The organism is Paraburkholderia sp. GAS206C (genome assembly GCF_050435645.1).
Classification (GTDB): domain Bacteria; phylum Pseudomonadota; class Gammaproteobacteria; order Burkholderiales; family Burkholderiaceae; genus Paraburkholderia; species Paraburkholderia phenazinium_B.
This window is the reverse complement of the sequence record NZ_JBNDKR010000011.1, coordinates 176,236-191,816: the sequence shown is the minus strand read 5'-3', so window position 1 is coordinate 191,816 and position 15,581 is coordinate 176,236. Positions and strand designations below refer to the sequence as shown.

General features: G+C 63.5%; 13 protein-coding genes. 8 read left to right on the top strand and 5 right to left on the bottom strand.

Annotated elements, in window-relative coordinates; translation table 11 throughout:
* Positions 1-20 precede the first annotated feature (20 nt).
* The 3 genes from pdxA to P3T20_RS29295 are packed head-to-tail and all read right to left on the bottom strand — an operon-like array spanning position 21 to position 3,354.
* Positions 21-1,022, bottom strand: a complete 1,002-nt coding sequence (pdxA, locus tag P3T20_RS29305) for a 4-hydroxythreonine-4-phosphate dehydrogenase PdxA (RefSeq protein WP_074269388.1) — start codon at positions 1,020-1,022, stop codon at positions 21-23.
* A 53-nt stretch (positions 1,023-1,075) separates the two neighbouring features.
* The gene (locus tag P3T20_RS29300) at positions 1,076-2,341 is read right to left on the bottom strand and encodes a four-carbon acid sugar kinase family protein (protein ID WP_074268080.1); all 1,266 of its coding nucleotides are present in this window, start codon (positions 2,339-2,341) and stop codon (positions 1,076-1,078) included.
* Positions 2,338-3,354 carry a 2-keto-3-deoxygluconate permease gene (locus tag P3T20_RS29295; protein WP_074268079.1) on the bottom strand — a complete coding sequence of 339 codons (1,017 nt, stop codon included), beginning with the start codon at positions 3,352-3,354 and terminating at the stop codon, positions 2,338-2,340. Before P3T20_RS29295 ends, P3T20_RS29300 begins: the two co-directional genes overlap by 4 nt.
* A 194-nt stretch (positions 3,355-3,548) precedes the next feature.
* Here P3T20_RS29295 and P3T20_RS29290 point away from each other — a divergent pair, with 194 nt between their 5' ends.
* From P3T20_RS29290 to P3T20_RS29275, 4 genes are all read left to right on the top strand, one after another.
* Positions 3,549-4,325 carry a DeoR/GlpR family DNA-binding transcription regulator gene (locus P3T20_RS29290; RefSeq protein ID WP_074268078.1) on the top strand — a complete coding sequence of 259 codons (777 nt, stop codon included), beginning with the start codon at positions 3,549-3,551 and terminating at the stop codon, positions 4,323-4,325.
* A 315-nt stretch (positions 4,326-4,640) separates the two neighbouring features.
* Positions 4,641-7,832 (top strand): efflux RND transporter permease subunit, encoded by a 3,192-nt coding sequence (locus P3T20_RS29285; RefSeq protein ID WP_074268077.1) that lies wholly within the window; start codon positions 4,641-4,643, stop codon positions 7,830-7,832.
* Positions 7,822-9,009, top strand: coding sequence for an efflux RND transporter periplasmic adaptor subunit (locus P3T20_RS29280; RefSeq protein WP_074268076.1), 1,188 nt, complete (start codon positions 7,822-7,824; stop codon positions 9,007-9,009). The genes P3T20_RS29285 and P3T20_RS29280 overlap by 11 nt, the downstream gene beginning before the upstream one ends.
* A complete protein-coding gene (locus tag P3T20_RS29275; protein WP_429288593.1) occupies positions 9,002-10,510 on the top strand; it encodes an efflux transporter outer membrane subunit in 1,509 nt (502 codons plus the stop codon). Before P3T20_RS29280 ends, P3T20_RS29275 begins: the two co-directional genes overlap by 8 nt.
* A gap of 56 nt (positions 10,511-10,566) precedes the next feature.
* Here the strand turns inward: P3T20_RS29275 and P3T20_RS29270 are convergent, their stop codons facing one another.
* Positions 10,567-11,448 (bottom strand): LysR family transcriptional regulator, encoded by an 882-nt coding sequence (locus P3T20_RS29270; RefSeq protein ID WP_429288592.1) that lies wholly within the window; start codon positions 11,446-11,448, stop codon positions 10,567-10,569.
* Between the two features lie 136 nt (positions 11,449-11,584).
* On the opposite strand from P3T20_RS29270, the gene P3T20_RS29265 reads away from it, so the two are divergent.
* The 3 genes from P3T20_RS29265 to P3T20_RS29255 all read left to right on the top strand — a co-directional run bounded on the left by P3T20_RS29265 (position 11,585) and on the right by P3T20_RS29255 (position 14,032).
* The gene (locus P3T20_RS29265; RefSeq protein ID WP_074268073.1) at positions 11,585-12,370 is read left to right on the top strand and encodes an SDR family oxidoreductase; all 786 of its coding nucleotides are present in this window, start codon (positions 11,585-11,587) and stop codon (positions 12,368-12,370) included.
* A gap of 34 nt (positions 12,371-12,404) precedes the next feature.
* Complete coding sequence (locus tag P3T20_RS29260; RefSeq protein ID WP_074268072.1) at positions 12,405-13,133, top strand: ribonuclease activity regulator RraA; 729 nt, start codon at positions 12,405-12,407, stop codon at positions 13,131-13,133.
* Positions 13,134-13,261: 128 nt separating this feature from the next.
* The gene (locus tag P3T20_RS29255) at positions 13,262-14,032 is read left to right on the top strand and encodes a c-type cytochrome (protein ID WP_083611684.1); all 771 of its coding nucleotides are present in this window, start codon (positions 13,262-13,264) and stop codon (positions 14,030-14,032) included.
* A 19-nt stretch (positions 14,033-14,051) separates the two neighbouring features.
* Here P3T20_RS29255 and P3T20_RS29250 read toward each other — a convergent pair whose 3' ends face one another.
* Positions 14,052-14,360: a putative quinol monooxygenase gene (locus P3T20_RS29250; RefSeq protein ID WP_074268071.1), complete on the bottom strand. Its 309-nt coding sequence runs from the start codon at positions 14,358-14,360 to the stop codon at positions 14,052-14,054.
* A 195-nt stretch (positions 14,361-14,555) separates the two neighbouring features.
* Between P3T20_RS29250 and P3T20_RS29245 the strand changes: the two genes are divergently transcribed.
* Positions 14,556-15,506, top strand: a complete 951-nt coding sequence (locus tag P3T20_RS29245; RefSeq protein WP_074268070.1) for an oxidoreductase — start codon at positions 14,556-14,558, stop codon at positions 15,504-15,506.
* The last annotated feature ends 75 nt before the right edge of the window (positions 15,507-15,581 follow it).

Sequence of the window (15,581 nt, the reverse complement as noted above, 5' to 3'; positions counted from 1 at the left end):
CGTTCATCCTGCCTGTCATCTCAGGCGCGCCGGGTAGCCAGTTCAGCGCCCTGACGCAATGCTTCGAGCATGCTGCGTTCGTCTGCGATGCCTTTACCGGCAATATCGAACGCGGTGCCGTGATCGACCGAAGTACGGATCACATCGAGGCCAACCGTCACGTTGACGCCCGCCTCGAGGCCCAGCACCTTCACCGGGCCGTGACCCTGGTCGTGGTACATCGCGACCACCAGATCGAAGTCGCCGCGGCCGGCGCGGTAAAACAGCGTGTCCGCGGGCAGCGGTCCTTCGATGTCCCAGCCGCGCTCGCGCAGAAGCTGCACCGCGGGCACAATCTTTTCTTCTTCCTCGCCGTAGCCGAACAGGCCGTTCTCACCCGCGTGCGGATTGATGCCGCACACGGCAATGCGCGGATTGGCGATACCCGCCTTGACGAGCGTGGCATGACCCCGCTCGATCGTGCGCTGTACGAGGCCCGGTTCGATCTTGCGAATTGCGTCGATGATGCCGATATGCGTCGTCACGTGAATCACACGCAATTGCGGCGCGACGAGCATCATCGACACTTCGTCGATGCCGGTGAGGTGCGCGAGCATCTCCGTGTGCCCGGGATACTTGTGGCCACCCGCATGCAAGGCTTCCTTGTTCAGCGGCGCCGTGCAGATCGCGTCGATCTCACCGCTTTTGGCCAGCTCGACGGCGCGCGCAATGTAGCGATAGGCGGCGTCGCCGGCAACGGCAGACAACGTGCCAAATGGCAGGCCCGCGGGAATCAGGCCGAGGTCAATGCAGTTGATGATGCCGGGCTCATAGCGCGCCTCCGAGGCCTTCTCGATGCGTCGTACGCTTGCCGTGCCGCCGACAATCCGGTTGGCCTCTTCGAGACGCCCAGCGTCGCCGATCACGAGCGGGCGGCACTGCCGGTAGAGCGATTCGTGCGTCAAGCTCTTGACCACGACTTCGGGGCCCACGCCGGCTGCATCGCCCATCGTGATGCCGATGACTGGAAGGTAGTTGCTAATCATGTTCTGCCTGAGTTTCAGTGAGTTCGTTGGTGGACCATGAGGTCCATGATTCATGAGTCCGTGCGCGTGACTTCCGCGAGGCCTCGAAGATGAAGGTAAGCGCCATACAGCGCATGCTCGGTGCCAAACGCGCCGGCTTTAGTGACGACCGTAAGATGCTCATGTCCATGCGGACGCGCTACCGCCACACCCGGCTCGATTTCCGAGAGCAAGCGAAGGCTTTCGATCCCAACCGCACCGAGCATGGCGCGCGCGGTCTCGCCGCCGGTGACGATCAGGCCGCCGAGATGCTCAAAGCACGGAGCGACGAGTGCCGCGAGCGCCGCGGACAATTGGGCGCCTTCGGCCGGATCAAACGCGTCGTCGCGGCCAATTCGCGCCAGCAGATCGGTGCGGCCAGCGAGGTATCCGGCAATGCGGCTCTGCCACGCTGCCCACTGCGGGTGGAGCGCGCCATCGCGCAACACCGCGGGCGGCACGATCACCTCGTCGACACCCGCGCGTTCGCGCAGCATCGCACACTGTTGCGCGGACACCGCCGACAGGCTGCCGACCAGAATCAGCACGGCCCCATCACGAGTGTGCGTGGTGGGGTGCGCTTCGGTATCGTCAACGGGTACAGCGGAGAAGAGCTCGTCCAATGCAGCAAGCTCACGCGCAAGACCACCTGAGCCAACCCAGAAGCACGGCGCTTCCAGCGCGAGCGTCGCTTGTGCAAGCGCTCTCAGGTCCGCTTCGGTGTGCGCGTCGACGATCAGCGCCTTCGTGCCGCTCTGCGCCACACTGGCGATCGCAGCACGCAAGGACTCCTGCTCACCGCGTAGCGCATCGACGCCCAGCAATGCGGTAGTGAGGCCAGCCGACTCCAGCATCGCCCATAGATCGGCCGACTGGCCGGCGTGCTCGAGTTTCCAGGTCTCAGTGTCGCCGAGCGGCACGCCGCGCACGAACACTCTGCCGCCGTCTACCGTACGGCCGGTGGCCGGAAAAGCGGGCGCCACGATCGCGAGACCGGCGAGCGGCTGCAAGGCCGCGACTTCGGCAGCCCAGTTGCCGCGCAAGGTGGAGTCGATCTTCTTGTACAAACGGCGCCCCGGCGCGCGCTGCGCCTGCCAGGCCGCACCGGCGCAACGCGCGGCCTCGGCTGGCGGCATCCTGCGCGTGTCGGTATCCACGGCGACCACGTCCGCGCCGCTCATCGCGCGCGTGGCCGTCAGCGTGACAGCAGTGTGCCTTCCTGCGCCCGCAAAGGCGATCGCGCAGTCCGCGGCGCCGGACAGGTCATCAGCAAGAATCAGAAGACTCGTATGACTCACCGCCTGGCTCCTGCTGTCGAATGGTTCGTGTCCTTGCTCTCAATCGTGCCCTTGGCTACCCGCTTTGCTACGCGCTTTGCGACGGCCGCGGTCAGGATCGGCGAGAGGATCGCCGTCACCACCACGCAGGCGGCCACCAGCAGCGTCGCGCTTTTCGCAGCCTCCGCATAGACCGGATTGGCCGCGGCGATCAAGGCCGGCACCGCCGCCCCATTGCCGGCCGTATTCGCAGCGGCGACGCCTGCCACCCCGGTGCCGCCTGTCAGGCGATCAGTCAGGTACAGCGGAATACCCGTTACGACCACTACGGCGACACCCAGACCAATGCCCAGCAAACCGGCCTGCCAGACCTTGTGCAGATCGAGACTGGCGCCGAGTGCGAGCGCAAAGAACGGAATCATGACCGGCACCGCACGCCCGAGAAATTCGCGCATTTCGCGGTCGAGATTGCCGAGCAGCATGCCCGCCACGAGCGGCAGGATGCTGCCCACCAGCGTTTGCCATGGAAACGCCGAGAGTCCCGCCACGCCCAGGGTGACCATGGTGAGGAACGGCCCCGATTCGAGCGACATGATGGTGTACGCGCCCACGTCTTCAGATTTGCCATATTGACCCATTAGCGCCATATAGAGGCCGCCGTTCGTGTCGTTCATTGCCGCCACCACGGCAAGCGTCGACATGCCGGCGAACAGTCCGGACGGCACCGGCTGCTCGCCGAGGAAATGCCCCAGTACCATACCTACCACGATCGCCGACCCCACCTTCGCCACAAATAGCGCACCGCCCTTCTTGAGCAGGTATGGTGTGGCCTTGATGTCGATCGCCGCGCCCATGCAGACGTAGAACACTGCAAGGATAGGCAACGCGCCGGTAAACAAGGCACTGGTGAACGAGCCGAAGAACTTCGGCATGCCTGGAAGAAAGGTCGCGACGACTGCGCCGAGCAGCAGTGGGACGATCATCATTCCGCCGGGGACGCGTTCAATTGCGCGCTTGATAGGTATCTGGGCCATGGGTGTCTCCTGTCCGTGTTTGACCGATTCAATCATTTATTTTGACTACATCGATCAGTCAGAGTGTACGGCACAGCTCCATCGTCTGCAATCCGGATGCAAATAACCCTTCAATCCAGTAAGATTTTGCTGATGCACCCGCATGGCCAGGCAAAGACTAGAATGACCGAATCGATCATTTTTGTGGCGAAGACATGAAAGTTACCAACCGCCGCGAGGCGATGCTGCAGGCTGTCCTGTCCGGCATGACCGATGTCGGCGCGCTGTGCGAACACTTCGGGATGTCCGAAGCAACGGTACGGCGCGACCTGCGCGCACTTGCAGAAGAGCGGCGCATCGTGCGCACGTACGGTGGCGCTGCCGCTTCGATCGGCATGCACGAGCCGGAGGAATCGCTCGACAGCCGGCGCGAAAGTTTTCGCGAGCAAAAGGCTGCGATCGCCCAGCTCGCAGCGAACCACGTTCACGACGGCGACACGATTTTTCTCGACGGCGGCACCACCACCGCTGAAGTGGCGCGACTGCTGGCCGGCCGCCGCAGCATCCGCGTCGTCACCAATAACCTGCTGGCAGTCAACCTGCTGGCGGCAAGCGAGGTGCCTGTCACGCTGATAGGCGGCGATCTGCGTCCCACCAGCATGAGCACGCTGGGGCCGCTTGCGCAGCTCGCCTTGAGCCGCGTCTCGGTAGACAAGGCGTTTCTCGGGGCCGACGGCGTCGTCGCCGGTCGCGGACTGTGTGAGGCGAGCGCCGAGCAGGCTTATCTGAAGGAGTGCATCATCAGGCAGGCTGCCCATGTCTTCGTGCTGGTGACGTCGAACAAACTGGACCGCGCGAACCAGCAGCACTGGACTCCCCTCGAGCGCGACTGGACGCTCGTCACCGATGCCCGGCCCGACGCGCCGGTGTTGGAACAGTTCGCGTTGCGCGGCGAAGTGACTATCGAAACAGCGGCACCGCAAAAAGGCTAAGCGTTTTCTTGCCGTTTCGTGCATGACTGTTTTGCGAAAACCGTCTCTTATATAACGCCTTCTCGCCCGGTACTCTGCGTCGGCTCTCCGGCGCGCAGGGGGAAAGGTGCTGGTCTGCGCCGGTCATCGCGGCATTTTTGCGCGACAGGCCGGCGAGAGCAATGGCCCGGTTAGCGGCGTTCAGAAACCTGCAATGCGTTTTTGACGTTCAGCAGAATTCCCGGGCCTTGTGTACATTCGCGCTTTAGGTTTCATTGCGCAAGCGCTTAATAAATTGCAAACCACCTCTACGTTTTTCCAAGTCCTGGAATTGTCATGCTCGGCCTAGTCCGCATTGCCCTTAGGCGACCCTACACTTTCGTCGTACTCGCGATCTTTATCCTGATCATCGGTCCGTTGTCGGCCGTCAAGACGCCGACCGACATCTTCCCCGACATCAGGATTCCGGTCATCAGCGTGGTGTGGCAATACACGGGCCTGCCGCCGGACCAGATGGTCGGCCGCATCACCTCGCCATTCGAGCGCACGTTGACGACCACCGTGAACGACGTCCAGCACATCGAGGCGGAATCGGTCGCAGGCTTCGGGATCATCAAGATATTCTTCCAGCCGGGCGTCAATATCAGTACGGCCAATGCGCAGGTGACCGCGGTTGCGCAAACGCAGTTGCGGCAGTTGCCGCCAGGCACCACGCCGCCGCTGATCCTGAACTACAACGCCTCGACGGTGCCGATCATCCAGCTCGCGCTGTCGGGTAAAGGACTGACCGAACAGAATCTCGGCGACCTCGGTTTGAACGCAGTGCGCCCGGTGCTCACTACCGTCGCAGGGGCCGCCATCCCCTACCCGTTCGGCGGCAAGACACGTGAAGTGCAGATCGACGTCGACCCGGCCGCGATGCAGGCGCGCGGCCTGTCTGCCCAGGACGTGGCCAATGCACTGGCTGGCCAGAATCTGATCACGCCGGTCGGTACGGAGAAAATCGGCGACTACGAATACACGCTGCAACTGAACGACGCGCCGTCGCAGATCAAGGCCCTGGGCGATCTGCCGATCAAGGCCGTCAACGGTACGACCGTCTATATACGCGATGTGGCGAACGTGCGCGACGGCAGCCCACCGCAGACCAATATCGTGCACGTAAACGGCAAACGTTCGGTGCTGATGTCGGTGCTCAAGAACGGCTCGGTGTCGACGCTGGGGATCATCTCCGGCATCAAGGCACAGGTCGCCGCAGGCAAGGCCTCGTGGCCCGACAACCTGCAGATCGATGCGATCGGCGACCAGTCGATCTTCGTGCGCGCCGCTATCAGCGGCGTGGCGCGCGAAGGCGTGATTGCCGCCGTGCTGACGAGCCTGATGATTCTGCTGTTTCTCGGCAGCTGGCGCTCGACGATCATCATCGCCACCTCGATTCCGCTCGCCATTCTCGGTTCCATCGCCACCCTGTCCGCGCTCGGCGAGACGCTGAACATCATGACGCTAGGCGGCCTCGCACTCGCGGTGGGGATTCTCGTCGACGATGCGACCGTTACCATTGAAAACATCAACTGGCACCTCGAGCATGGCAAAGAGGTGGAGACCGCGATTCTCGACGGCGCCGCGCAGATCGTGACGCCCGCGTTCGTCTCGCTGCTCTGTATCTGCATTGTGTTCGTGCCGATGTTCTTCCTCGATGGTGTCGCACGCTTCCTGTTCGTGCCGATGGCCGAAGCGGTGATCTTCGCGATGATCTCGTCGTTCATCCTGTCGAGAACGCTGGTGCCGACCATGGCCAAGTACCTGCTCAAGCAGCACGTGCAAGGCGAACATGGCCATGAGGCGAAGAGTCCGGGTCCGCTCGGACGTTTCCAGCGCGGCTTCGAAGCGCGCTTCGAAAAGGTGCGTTCCGGTTATCACGGCCTGCTCGAACTCGCGCTGAACCATCGGCGTCCGTTCGTCATCGGCTTCCTCGGCTTTGTGCTGGTGTCGTTCGCGCTGGTGCCGTTTCTCGGCCGCAATTTTTTCCCGTCGGTGGATGCCGGACAGATCCTCATGCACGTGCGCGCGCCGGTCGGGGTTCGGGTCGAAAAGACTGCGCAGATCTTTGCCAATGTCGAAGGGGCCGTCCGCCAGATCATTCCGCCGGCTGACCTCGGCGCGGTCGTCGACAACATGGGCCTGCCGGTGAGCGGTATCAATACTGCGTACAACAACACCGGCACGGTCGGCTCGCAGGACGGCGATATCCAGATCGCGCTCAACGAAGGCCACGCGCCGACCGCCGAGTACGTCCGCCTCATGCGCGAGCGCTTGCCGCGCGAATTTCCCGGCGTGACGTTCTCGTTCCCGCCGGCCGACATCATCAGCCAGATTCTGAACTTCGGCTCGCCCGCACCTATCGATCTGCAGGTCCGAGGCAATAACCTGGACGCCAACTTCGCGTACGCGGACCATCTGCTGCGCCTCGTGCGTGACGTGCCGGGCGTGGTCGATGCACGTATTGCGCAGTCGCATGCCAATCCGACCTTCAATGTCGACGTCGACCGTACGCGCGCGCAACTGGTCGGTATCAGCGAGAGCGACGTGACCAACAGCATGGTGGTGAACCTTGCCGGTTCGAGCCAGGTCGCGCCGACGTTCTGGTTGAACAACGCGAACGGGATTTCGTATCCGATCGTGATGCAGACGCCGCAATACAGCCTCGATTCGCTTGCCGCGCTGCAAAACCTGCCGATCACCGCGCGCGGCGGCAGCACCTCGCAGATCCTCGGCGGCCTGGCGACGGTGCAACGCACCAGCACCAACGAAGTGGTCAGCCAGTACAACATCCAGCCGATGGTCGAGATCTTCGCGACCACCCAGGACCGCGATCTCGGCGCCGTGGCGGCCGACATCCAGAAGATCGTGCACGACAACGCCAGCACCTTGCCCAAAGGCTCGTCGGTCGCGTTGCTCGGTCAGGTGCAGACCATGAACAGCGCCTTCACCGGCATGCTGTTCGGGCTGCTGGGTGCGGTGGTGCTGATTTATCTGCTGATCGTCATCAACTTCCAGTCGTGGGCCGACCCGTTCGTGATCGTCACGGCATTGCCGGCCGCACTGGCCGGCATTGTCTGGATGCTGTTTGCGACCCACACCACGCTCTCGGTGCCCGCGCTAACCGGCGCCATCATGTGTATGGGGGTGGCGACAGCCAACTCGATCCTCGTGGTCAGTTTCTGCCGCGAACGTCTCGCCGAGCACGGCGATCCGTTCAAGGCCGCGCTCGAAGCGGGCTTCACGCGTTTCCGTCCGGTGCTGATGACCGCACTGTCGATGATCATCGGCATGGCGCCGATGGCACTCGCACTCGGCGAAGGCGGCGAACAGAACGCACCGCTTGGCCGCGCCGTGATCGGTGGGCTGCTGTTCGCTACCACCGCATCGCTGTTCCTCGTCCCCGTCATTTTTTGTATCGTGCACGCGCGCCCAGGGCGTGCGTCCAACCCGGCACCCGCCTCGGGAGATCCTGCTCATGTCGTCTGATTCCGCTTTCCCCGTTAATCCGCCCTCGCGCCGTCCGCTGCGCATAGCCGGCGTGGTCGCGCTGCTGGTTGCGCTCGGCATTGTCGCCGCCGGTCTCGTGCTGAGAGCCGACGACGCTCACAAGCTGAAGACTTGGACCGATGCCCAGGCCGTACCGAGCGTGAGCGTCATCCAGCCGATCCGCGATGCCAACGGTCCGTCGCTGCAACTGCCCTCGCGCCTCGAAGCGTTTACCCGGGCGCCGATTTTCGCGCAGGTAAGCGGGTATCTGAAATCGTGGAATGTGGATATCGGCACACGCGTCAAAGCTGGCCAGCAACTGGCCGAAATCGAAACGCCCGAACTCGATCAGCAGTTGCTGCAGGCGCGCGCGGATCTGCAGAGCGCGCAGGCGAATGCCGTAGTCGCCGGCACTACTGCAAAGCGCTGGGAAGCACTGCGCGGAACGGATTCGGTTGCGCAGCAGGACGTCGATCAACGCACGGCCGACTACACGGCGAAGGCCGCGATTGTCGCCGCGGCGAAGGCCAACGTCGATCGCCTCGTCGCCACCAAGGCCTTCGCGCGCATCGTGGCGCCGTTCGACGGCGTGGTGACCGCGCGCGATACCGACGTCGGCGCACTGATCAATGCAGGCAGCGGCGGCGTGGGCCAGGAGCTGTTCGAGGTTTCCGAAGTCAAGCAGTTGCGCGTGTACGTGCAGGTGCCGCAGAACTATGCACCGGCCATCCACAACGGCACCACCGCAACGCTGACCGTTCCCGAGTATCCGGACCAGCAGTTCACCGCGCACGTGATCGCCGCGGCGGACTCGGTCAACTCGAATTCCGGCACGACGCTGGTTCAGCTGCTGGTGGACAATGCCGACGGCAAGCTGCTGCCGGGCGGCTTCGCCAGCCTCAAGTTCACCTTGCCGGTTGCCTCGGATGCGGTACGCGTGCCGGCCAGCGCAGTGGTCTTCGACAGCCGCGGCGTGGTGATCGCCACGCTCGACCAGGACAATCACGTGCACTTCAAGCCGGTGAAGATCGCCCGCGATCTGGGCGACTCCGTGGAAATCGGTTCGGGTCTCGCTGCGACCGATCGCATCATCGATACCCCGCCCGACGGCCTCAGCGACGGCGACAGCGTGCAGGTCGTAACGGTTGCGGACAAGAAGGCGGCAGCACATGGTTAAGGTTCGCCGCAGCGTCCGGCTTCCCGCGCTTCCTCCAATGCGTCTTCCGGCGGTACTGGCGAGCGTCGCCGCGCTCGCCGCCTGCTCGCTCGCGCCGAAGTACGATGTTCCGGCCACCCCGGTCGCCGCGCAGTACAAAACGTATGGCCCCTGGACGAGTGCGCAGCCCGCCGACCAGATCGACCGCAACGGCTGGTGGAAGATGTACGGCGACACGCAGCTCGACGATCTGGAAACGCGCCTGCTCGCCAACAACACGGATTTGCGCGCGGCCTACGCACACTACGCGCAGGCGCAGGCATTCGTGGCGCAAGTCGAGTCCGGGCTGTACCCGACCGTTAGCGCGAACGCCGTACCGCTGCGCGAACGCCAGTCCGACACCGCGCCGTTGCGAGGCAACGGGCCCGCCGACTACAACTCCGTGACGCTTGGTGCGCAGGTCAACTACAACCTCGACCTCTGGGGCCGCGTGCGCGACTCCGTGCTGGCCGGCAAGGACGAGGCGCAGGCAACCAAGGCCGATCTGGCGTCGGTGAAGCTGAGCCTCGAGGTCGAACTGGCGGACAGCTATATCCGCCTGCGTGGTCTCGACCAGCAAACCGATCTGCTGAACGCGACCGAGACGGCCTTCGCGAAGGCCCTGCAACTCACGCAGACCTTGCACAGCCACGGCATTGTCTCGGGTCTCGACGTTTCGCGTGCGCAGACGCAGTTGTCCTCGGCACAGTCGCAGTTGTCGCAGAACCTTGCGCAGCGTGCGCTGATGGAGCATGCGATCGCGGTGCTGGTGGGCACCTCCGCGGCCGAATTCAGCCTGCCGCAACAGACCGCCGCCATCGCATTGCCGGCGATTCCGACCGACCTGCCCTCCACGCTGCTGCAACGGCGCCCTGACGTGGCCGCTGCGGAACGCCGGGTCGCCGAAGCCAACGCAAAAATTGGCGTCGCGCGTGCCGCTTACTTCCCGAACATCGGGCTGACCTTGCAAGGCGGTGTGCAAAGCGCCGCGTACTCGGGACTGGTTAGTGCACCGAATCTGTTCTGGGCCATCGGACCGCAGCTCGTGCAATACGTCTTCGACGGCGGCTTGCGCCGTGCGCAACTGGATGCCGCCAAGGCTGCCACCGAAGAGGCCGGCGACCGTTATCGCGGCGTGGTGCTGACCGCCTTCCAGCAGGTCGAGGACAACCTGGCGCTGCTGTCGTATCTGGGAACGGCGCTTGGCCAGCAACGGGATGCCGCGGCTGCCGCGCAGACCTCAGTGAACCTCGCGCTGCAACAGTACAAGCAGGGCACCGTGGGCTACCTCGACGTGGTGCAGGCGCAGACGGTTCAACTCGACGCACAGCGCAGCGTGCTCGACATCCAGACGCGCCAGCTAAGCGCCAACGTGCAACTGCTCGATGCGCTCGGCGGCGGGTGGTCGAGCGATGAACTCGCTCAGGTGGCGGCTACGCCGGAACTCGTCGCAACGACAGGGCAACCCGGCAAAACGCAGTAAAAACAGCGGACCAATGGCAGCCCCTTGCTGCTCCGATGCCGCGTCGCCCGCTGTGATCAGCCCCGATCCCGCTCGATAGCCTGCGCTTCAGCAGCCAGGCTGTCGATCAGCGTCGCGATCGGCTGCCGGCTCATCGCCGCCAGCCTGACGAGAATGCCGATCTCGCGCGCGAGCGGCCTGCCCGGCAGGGGGATCACCATGATCCCCGCGGTGTGCGCCACGGGCACCAGTTCGCCCGGAATGATCGAACATCCCAATCCTTCGCTCACCATCTTCAGGATTGCGGCCGGTTCATCCACTTCCATGCTGTCCATAGTCCACAAACCTTGACGCTTCAGAAACTGGTCCACCAGATGGCCGCCGTGCGAACGGCGGTCATAGCGGATGAAGGGCCGTTCGCGAAAGAGCTTGGCCAGGTCGCCCGGCGAACCTTCTGGCGCCACGCCCACGTAGCGTTCCTGTATCAACGGAAGCCACTTAAGGTCAGCGGGCAAGCCAAGCCGGGGCTTGACCATCACCGCGACATCCAGTTCATGCGAGTCGATCCGCGTCAGCAACTGGATAGACGTGCCGGGGATGATATTGATCTGCGTCACCGGTTGCTCCTGCCGGAAGCGCAGCAGCGCCTTCGGCAGGAAGCTGTGTTGAACCGTGGCGATCGCCCCCAGGCTGACAGGCCCTCTTCCCGCACTACGCGGGGTCTGCTTCAGGCCCTCGAACGATTCAAGAATGTGCGCCGCCTGTTCGAGCACTTCGCGGCCCTCATCGCTAAGCGTGACCGACTTGCCCGTGCGATCGAACAGCGCATAGCCCAACTCCTCCTCGAGGCGCCGGATCTGCGTGCTGACAGCCGATTGCGTCAGGCCAAGCCGGTTGCCGGCCGCCGAAAACGATTCGGTTTCCGCCGCAACGACGAAGGTTCGGAGATAGCGAATCATGTATCGAACTTTTCCATGCTCAGGTCAAAAATTCTCCGTTTCATATCGAACTTCTAGTTGCCTATACTAACCCGGCATCGGGCCGTCCGCTATCAAGCCGACCGCTCCATCATTGCCCCTCTTTTGGAGTCGAATTTTGGATCTGGGAATTGCTGGAAAGACCGCGCTCGTGTTCGGCGCGGCAGGAGGATTGGGCAGCGACATTGCGCGAGCGCTTGCCGCTGAAGGCGCCCGTATCGCCGTCGCCGATATCAATGCAGACGCGTTGTCGCAAACCGTGGCGGACATCGAGGCGGCAGGCGCCACGGCACTGCCCCTGCAATGGGACCTGTCCGACCTGAGTGTCATCGAGAGCCGGATGCAGGCCATTGACGACACCTTTGGCGGTGTCGACATTCTCGTCAACAACACAGGCGGACCGCCGCCCACGCCAGCGGCCGGACAACCGGTGGAGTTGTGGAGCAAAAGTTTCGAATCGATGGTGCTGTCGGTGATCGCGATCACCGACAAGGTGTTGCCAGGCATGCGTCATCGCAAATGGGGGCGCGTGATCACCAGTACCTCGTCCGGCGTAGTTGCGCCGATTGCGGGGCTTGGTATTTCGAATGCGCTGCGCATGTCGCTGGTGGGCTGGTCCAAGACGCTGGCACGCGAAGTGGGCCGCGATGGCATCACCACGAACATCGTGCTGCCGGGCCGTATCGCCACACCGCGCATCACCTTCCTCGACGAGCAGAAAGCGAAGCGCGAAGGCCGCAGCGTCGACGAAGTGAGCGCCGAGAGCGTCGCAACGATCCCCGTTGGACGTTACGGCGATCCCCGCGAATATGCCGCGGTAGTGACGTTTCTCGCGAGCGTGCAAGCCGCTTACGTCACCGGTTCGGTGATTCGCGTCGATGGCGGCCTGATCGCCAGTATCTAACCCGCCTCACGAGCCTGATTACGGATTAATTTTCATGACTACCGAAACACTCCCTCTGCATCCCGACATTGCCAGCGCCCTAGCCGGCATCACCACCGCGACCCTGTCGACGGTTCTGCTGGAAAAAGGCATACGCAAGATCTGGATGCGCGGTCCCGCACCGCTGACCGGCAACCAGAAGCGCCAAGTGGGACGCGCGTTCACGCTGCGTTTCGTGCCGGCGCGCGAAGACCTCGCGACACCCGCGTCGTGGGCCTCGCCGATTTCGACACGTGCTGCCATTGAAGCGATGCCGGCGGGGTGCATTAGCGTGGTCGACGCAATGGGCGTCACGGATGCGGGAATCTTTGGCGACATCCTGTGCGCCCGGATGCACAAGCGCGGGGTCGCAGCGCTGATCACGGATGGCGTGGTGCGCGACGTGGTCGGCGTGGTCGACACTGGCCTGCCGGTCTGGTGTCGCGGCACGGCGGCCCCCGCGTCGGTGGCCGCGCTGACCTTTGTCGGCTGGCAAGACCCGGTCGCTTGCGGCGGCGTAGCGGTATTTCCCAATGACGTCGTGGTGGCCGATACCGACGGCGCCGTTCTGATTCCCGCGGCATTGCTCGAAGAAGTGGTCGAACTCGCAGCGCGTAAAGAACGCTTTGAGGAATGGGTGCTGCAAGAGGTCAACGGCGGCGCCGCACTACCCGGCCTCTATCCGCCCAACGCCGAAACGAAGGCCCGTTACGAAGCGGAAATTGCCAGATCGAGCGGACGGTGACACGCTGAGATTCGATTAATGGCGCTCTATAGGAATCCTCAATAGAGGCAATCGAAACTTCCAACTATACCTGCGCTGGGGACCTCGGAAATAATGAATCTCCCCCCGTCTCCAGCGCAAGATATCCCATGCCATGCATTACCCCCTCGAAGCGGTCCGCCCGCCCGCATGACCGGCAAGGTCACCCGCTCCGTCGCATCGCCAATGTGCTTTCGTACGCTGTCTGGCCGCATGCGGAGTCAACGCGCAAGACATCTGCAGTATCCGTTCGCGCGTTTGCTGCGATCACGCTAGTCGCAGGCCTGAATCTGCTCGGCGCCCCGCGCGCCTTCGCAGCATCTACGCCCCCTTCCGATCCCCACAGCGGCCTCGTAGCGACATGTGCCGCGTGCCACGGCGCCGCGGGAGAAGGCTCGCCGGCATCTGCAATCCCCAGACTCGCAGGACAGAACGCCGACTACATGGCGCACGCGTTAGCGATGTTCAAGGATGGCACCCGTGCAAGCCCGGTCATGCAAGCCGTCGCGCACAATCTGTCCGACAGCGACATGCACGACCTGGCCCAATACTTTGCTACACAGAAGCCACCGCTCGCGCATGCCGCGGAGCCTCCACAAGCCGCGCAGGCGGAAGCTGGACGGCAACTCGCGCAAATGGGTGGCGGCACTGGCCTCGCCGCCTGTTTCTCTTGCCACGCAGCCGGCGGAACCGGCAATGGCGCGCGCTTTCCCAGCATTGCGGGTCAGCCTGCGAGTTTCACAGTCGCGCGGTTGCATGAGTTTCAGGCGCGCGCGAAGAGCGGCGCCGTCAAGCCTGGGTCAATGACTGCGGTCGCGGCGCAATTGACTGATGCGCAGATCGAAGCCGCAGCCGCGTATCTGTCGACGCTGCCTCGTTAAGCGCAGGTCAATCGCGCAATCAATACGCGTGCAGCACATTGATGACGCGGCTCGCGAGCAGCGAGCGAGTCTTGCCCGCATATTCGGCCATGTGCGGCGCAGCTGCGTGCGCCTTCAACGCTTCGGCGCTTTCCCATCGTTCGACGACAGCAAACGTGTCGTTGCCGAGCGGTGTCTGAAATCCGCCGAAGTCGGGGACGTCGACCACCGCCTCGTAACTGATGCATCCCGCTTCCGCCAGCACCGCCGGACGGTTCGCGTTAAAGAGTGCCAGCACGGCTTCACGCTGGCCGGGGTGGGCGGTGATCGTAGCAAAGACATGGATCATGTGGGTAGTCTCCTGGAGGGTTTCGGCGCCGATCGCCGCATCAAATCATAGCCGCGATTGGCGAGATTTGCCGGCACACGTGCATCGTGCAGAGTGCCTTGGTATCGATTTGCCCCGCCCGTCTTACGCGGGACTTTTTTATGTCCGACTAGTGGTAGTCTCAATGTTGAGTCCCACTACCCTGCGCGGATCGATATGAATACACCGTGGACCACCGCCGACATTGCATCGCAGGCCGGCAAACGCATTCTCATCACTGGAGCGAACAGCGGGATCGGCTACCACGCGGCATTGATGCTGGCTCGCAAAGGTGCGCAGGTAATGCTGGCATGCCGCGACAAACAACGCGGTGAGGATGCGTTAGCCCGTCTGAACGCCGACGTACCCGGAGCGCACGCCGAACTGGCGCTTGTCGATCTCGCCAGCCTCGCGTCCGTGCATCAGTTCGCGCAGCAGGAACTCGCCGCGCAACGCCCGCTTCATATTCTCGTCAACAACGCGGGCGTCATGGCGCCGCCGAAGCGCCTCGAAACCGCCGACGGTTTCGAGCTGCAGTTTGGCACCAACGTGCTTGGCCACTTCGCGTTGACCGCGCTCCTGATGCCGGCGCTGGAACAGGCCGCGACCGGATCGTCCGAGCGGCCGCGTGTGGTCACGATCGCTTCGATCGCACACAAACAAGGCCAGATCGACTTCAATGACCTGCAATCCACGAGGCAGTATTCGCCGATGCAAGCCTACCGGCAGTCCAAGCTCGCGGATCTGATGTTTGCTTTTGAACTCGACCGTCGTTTGCGCGCAGCAAACTCGCGCGTGATGTCAGTCGCCGCTCATCCCGGCGTCGCGAAGACGAACCTGTTTCGCGGTGGCGATCGCTCCGCCATCTCGAGAGCGGCGCGAGACCTCCTGGGGGTTGCCATCGGCGCCATGTTCAACACCGATGATGCAGGCGCCCTGCCAACTCTCTATGCGGCCACCGCAGCCGATGTCCGCGACGGCGGCTACTATGGTCCGCAAGGATGGCTGGAGGCACGCGGCAGCAGCGTCGGCGAAGCGAACGTTGCCGCCCAGGCAGGCAATACCGCCAACGCCGCGCGCTTGTGGCAGGTGTGCGAGGATCTCACCCACACTCGCTTCACCCTCTAGTACCCCTACCCCAAGTCATGCCTTTGGCAGCGCATCGGCAAGGGAAATAATGCAATGGTATGGTGGTGCGTCATT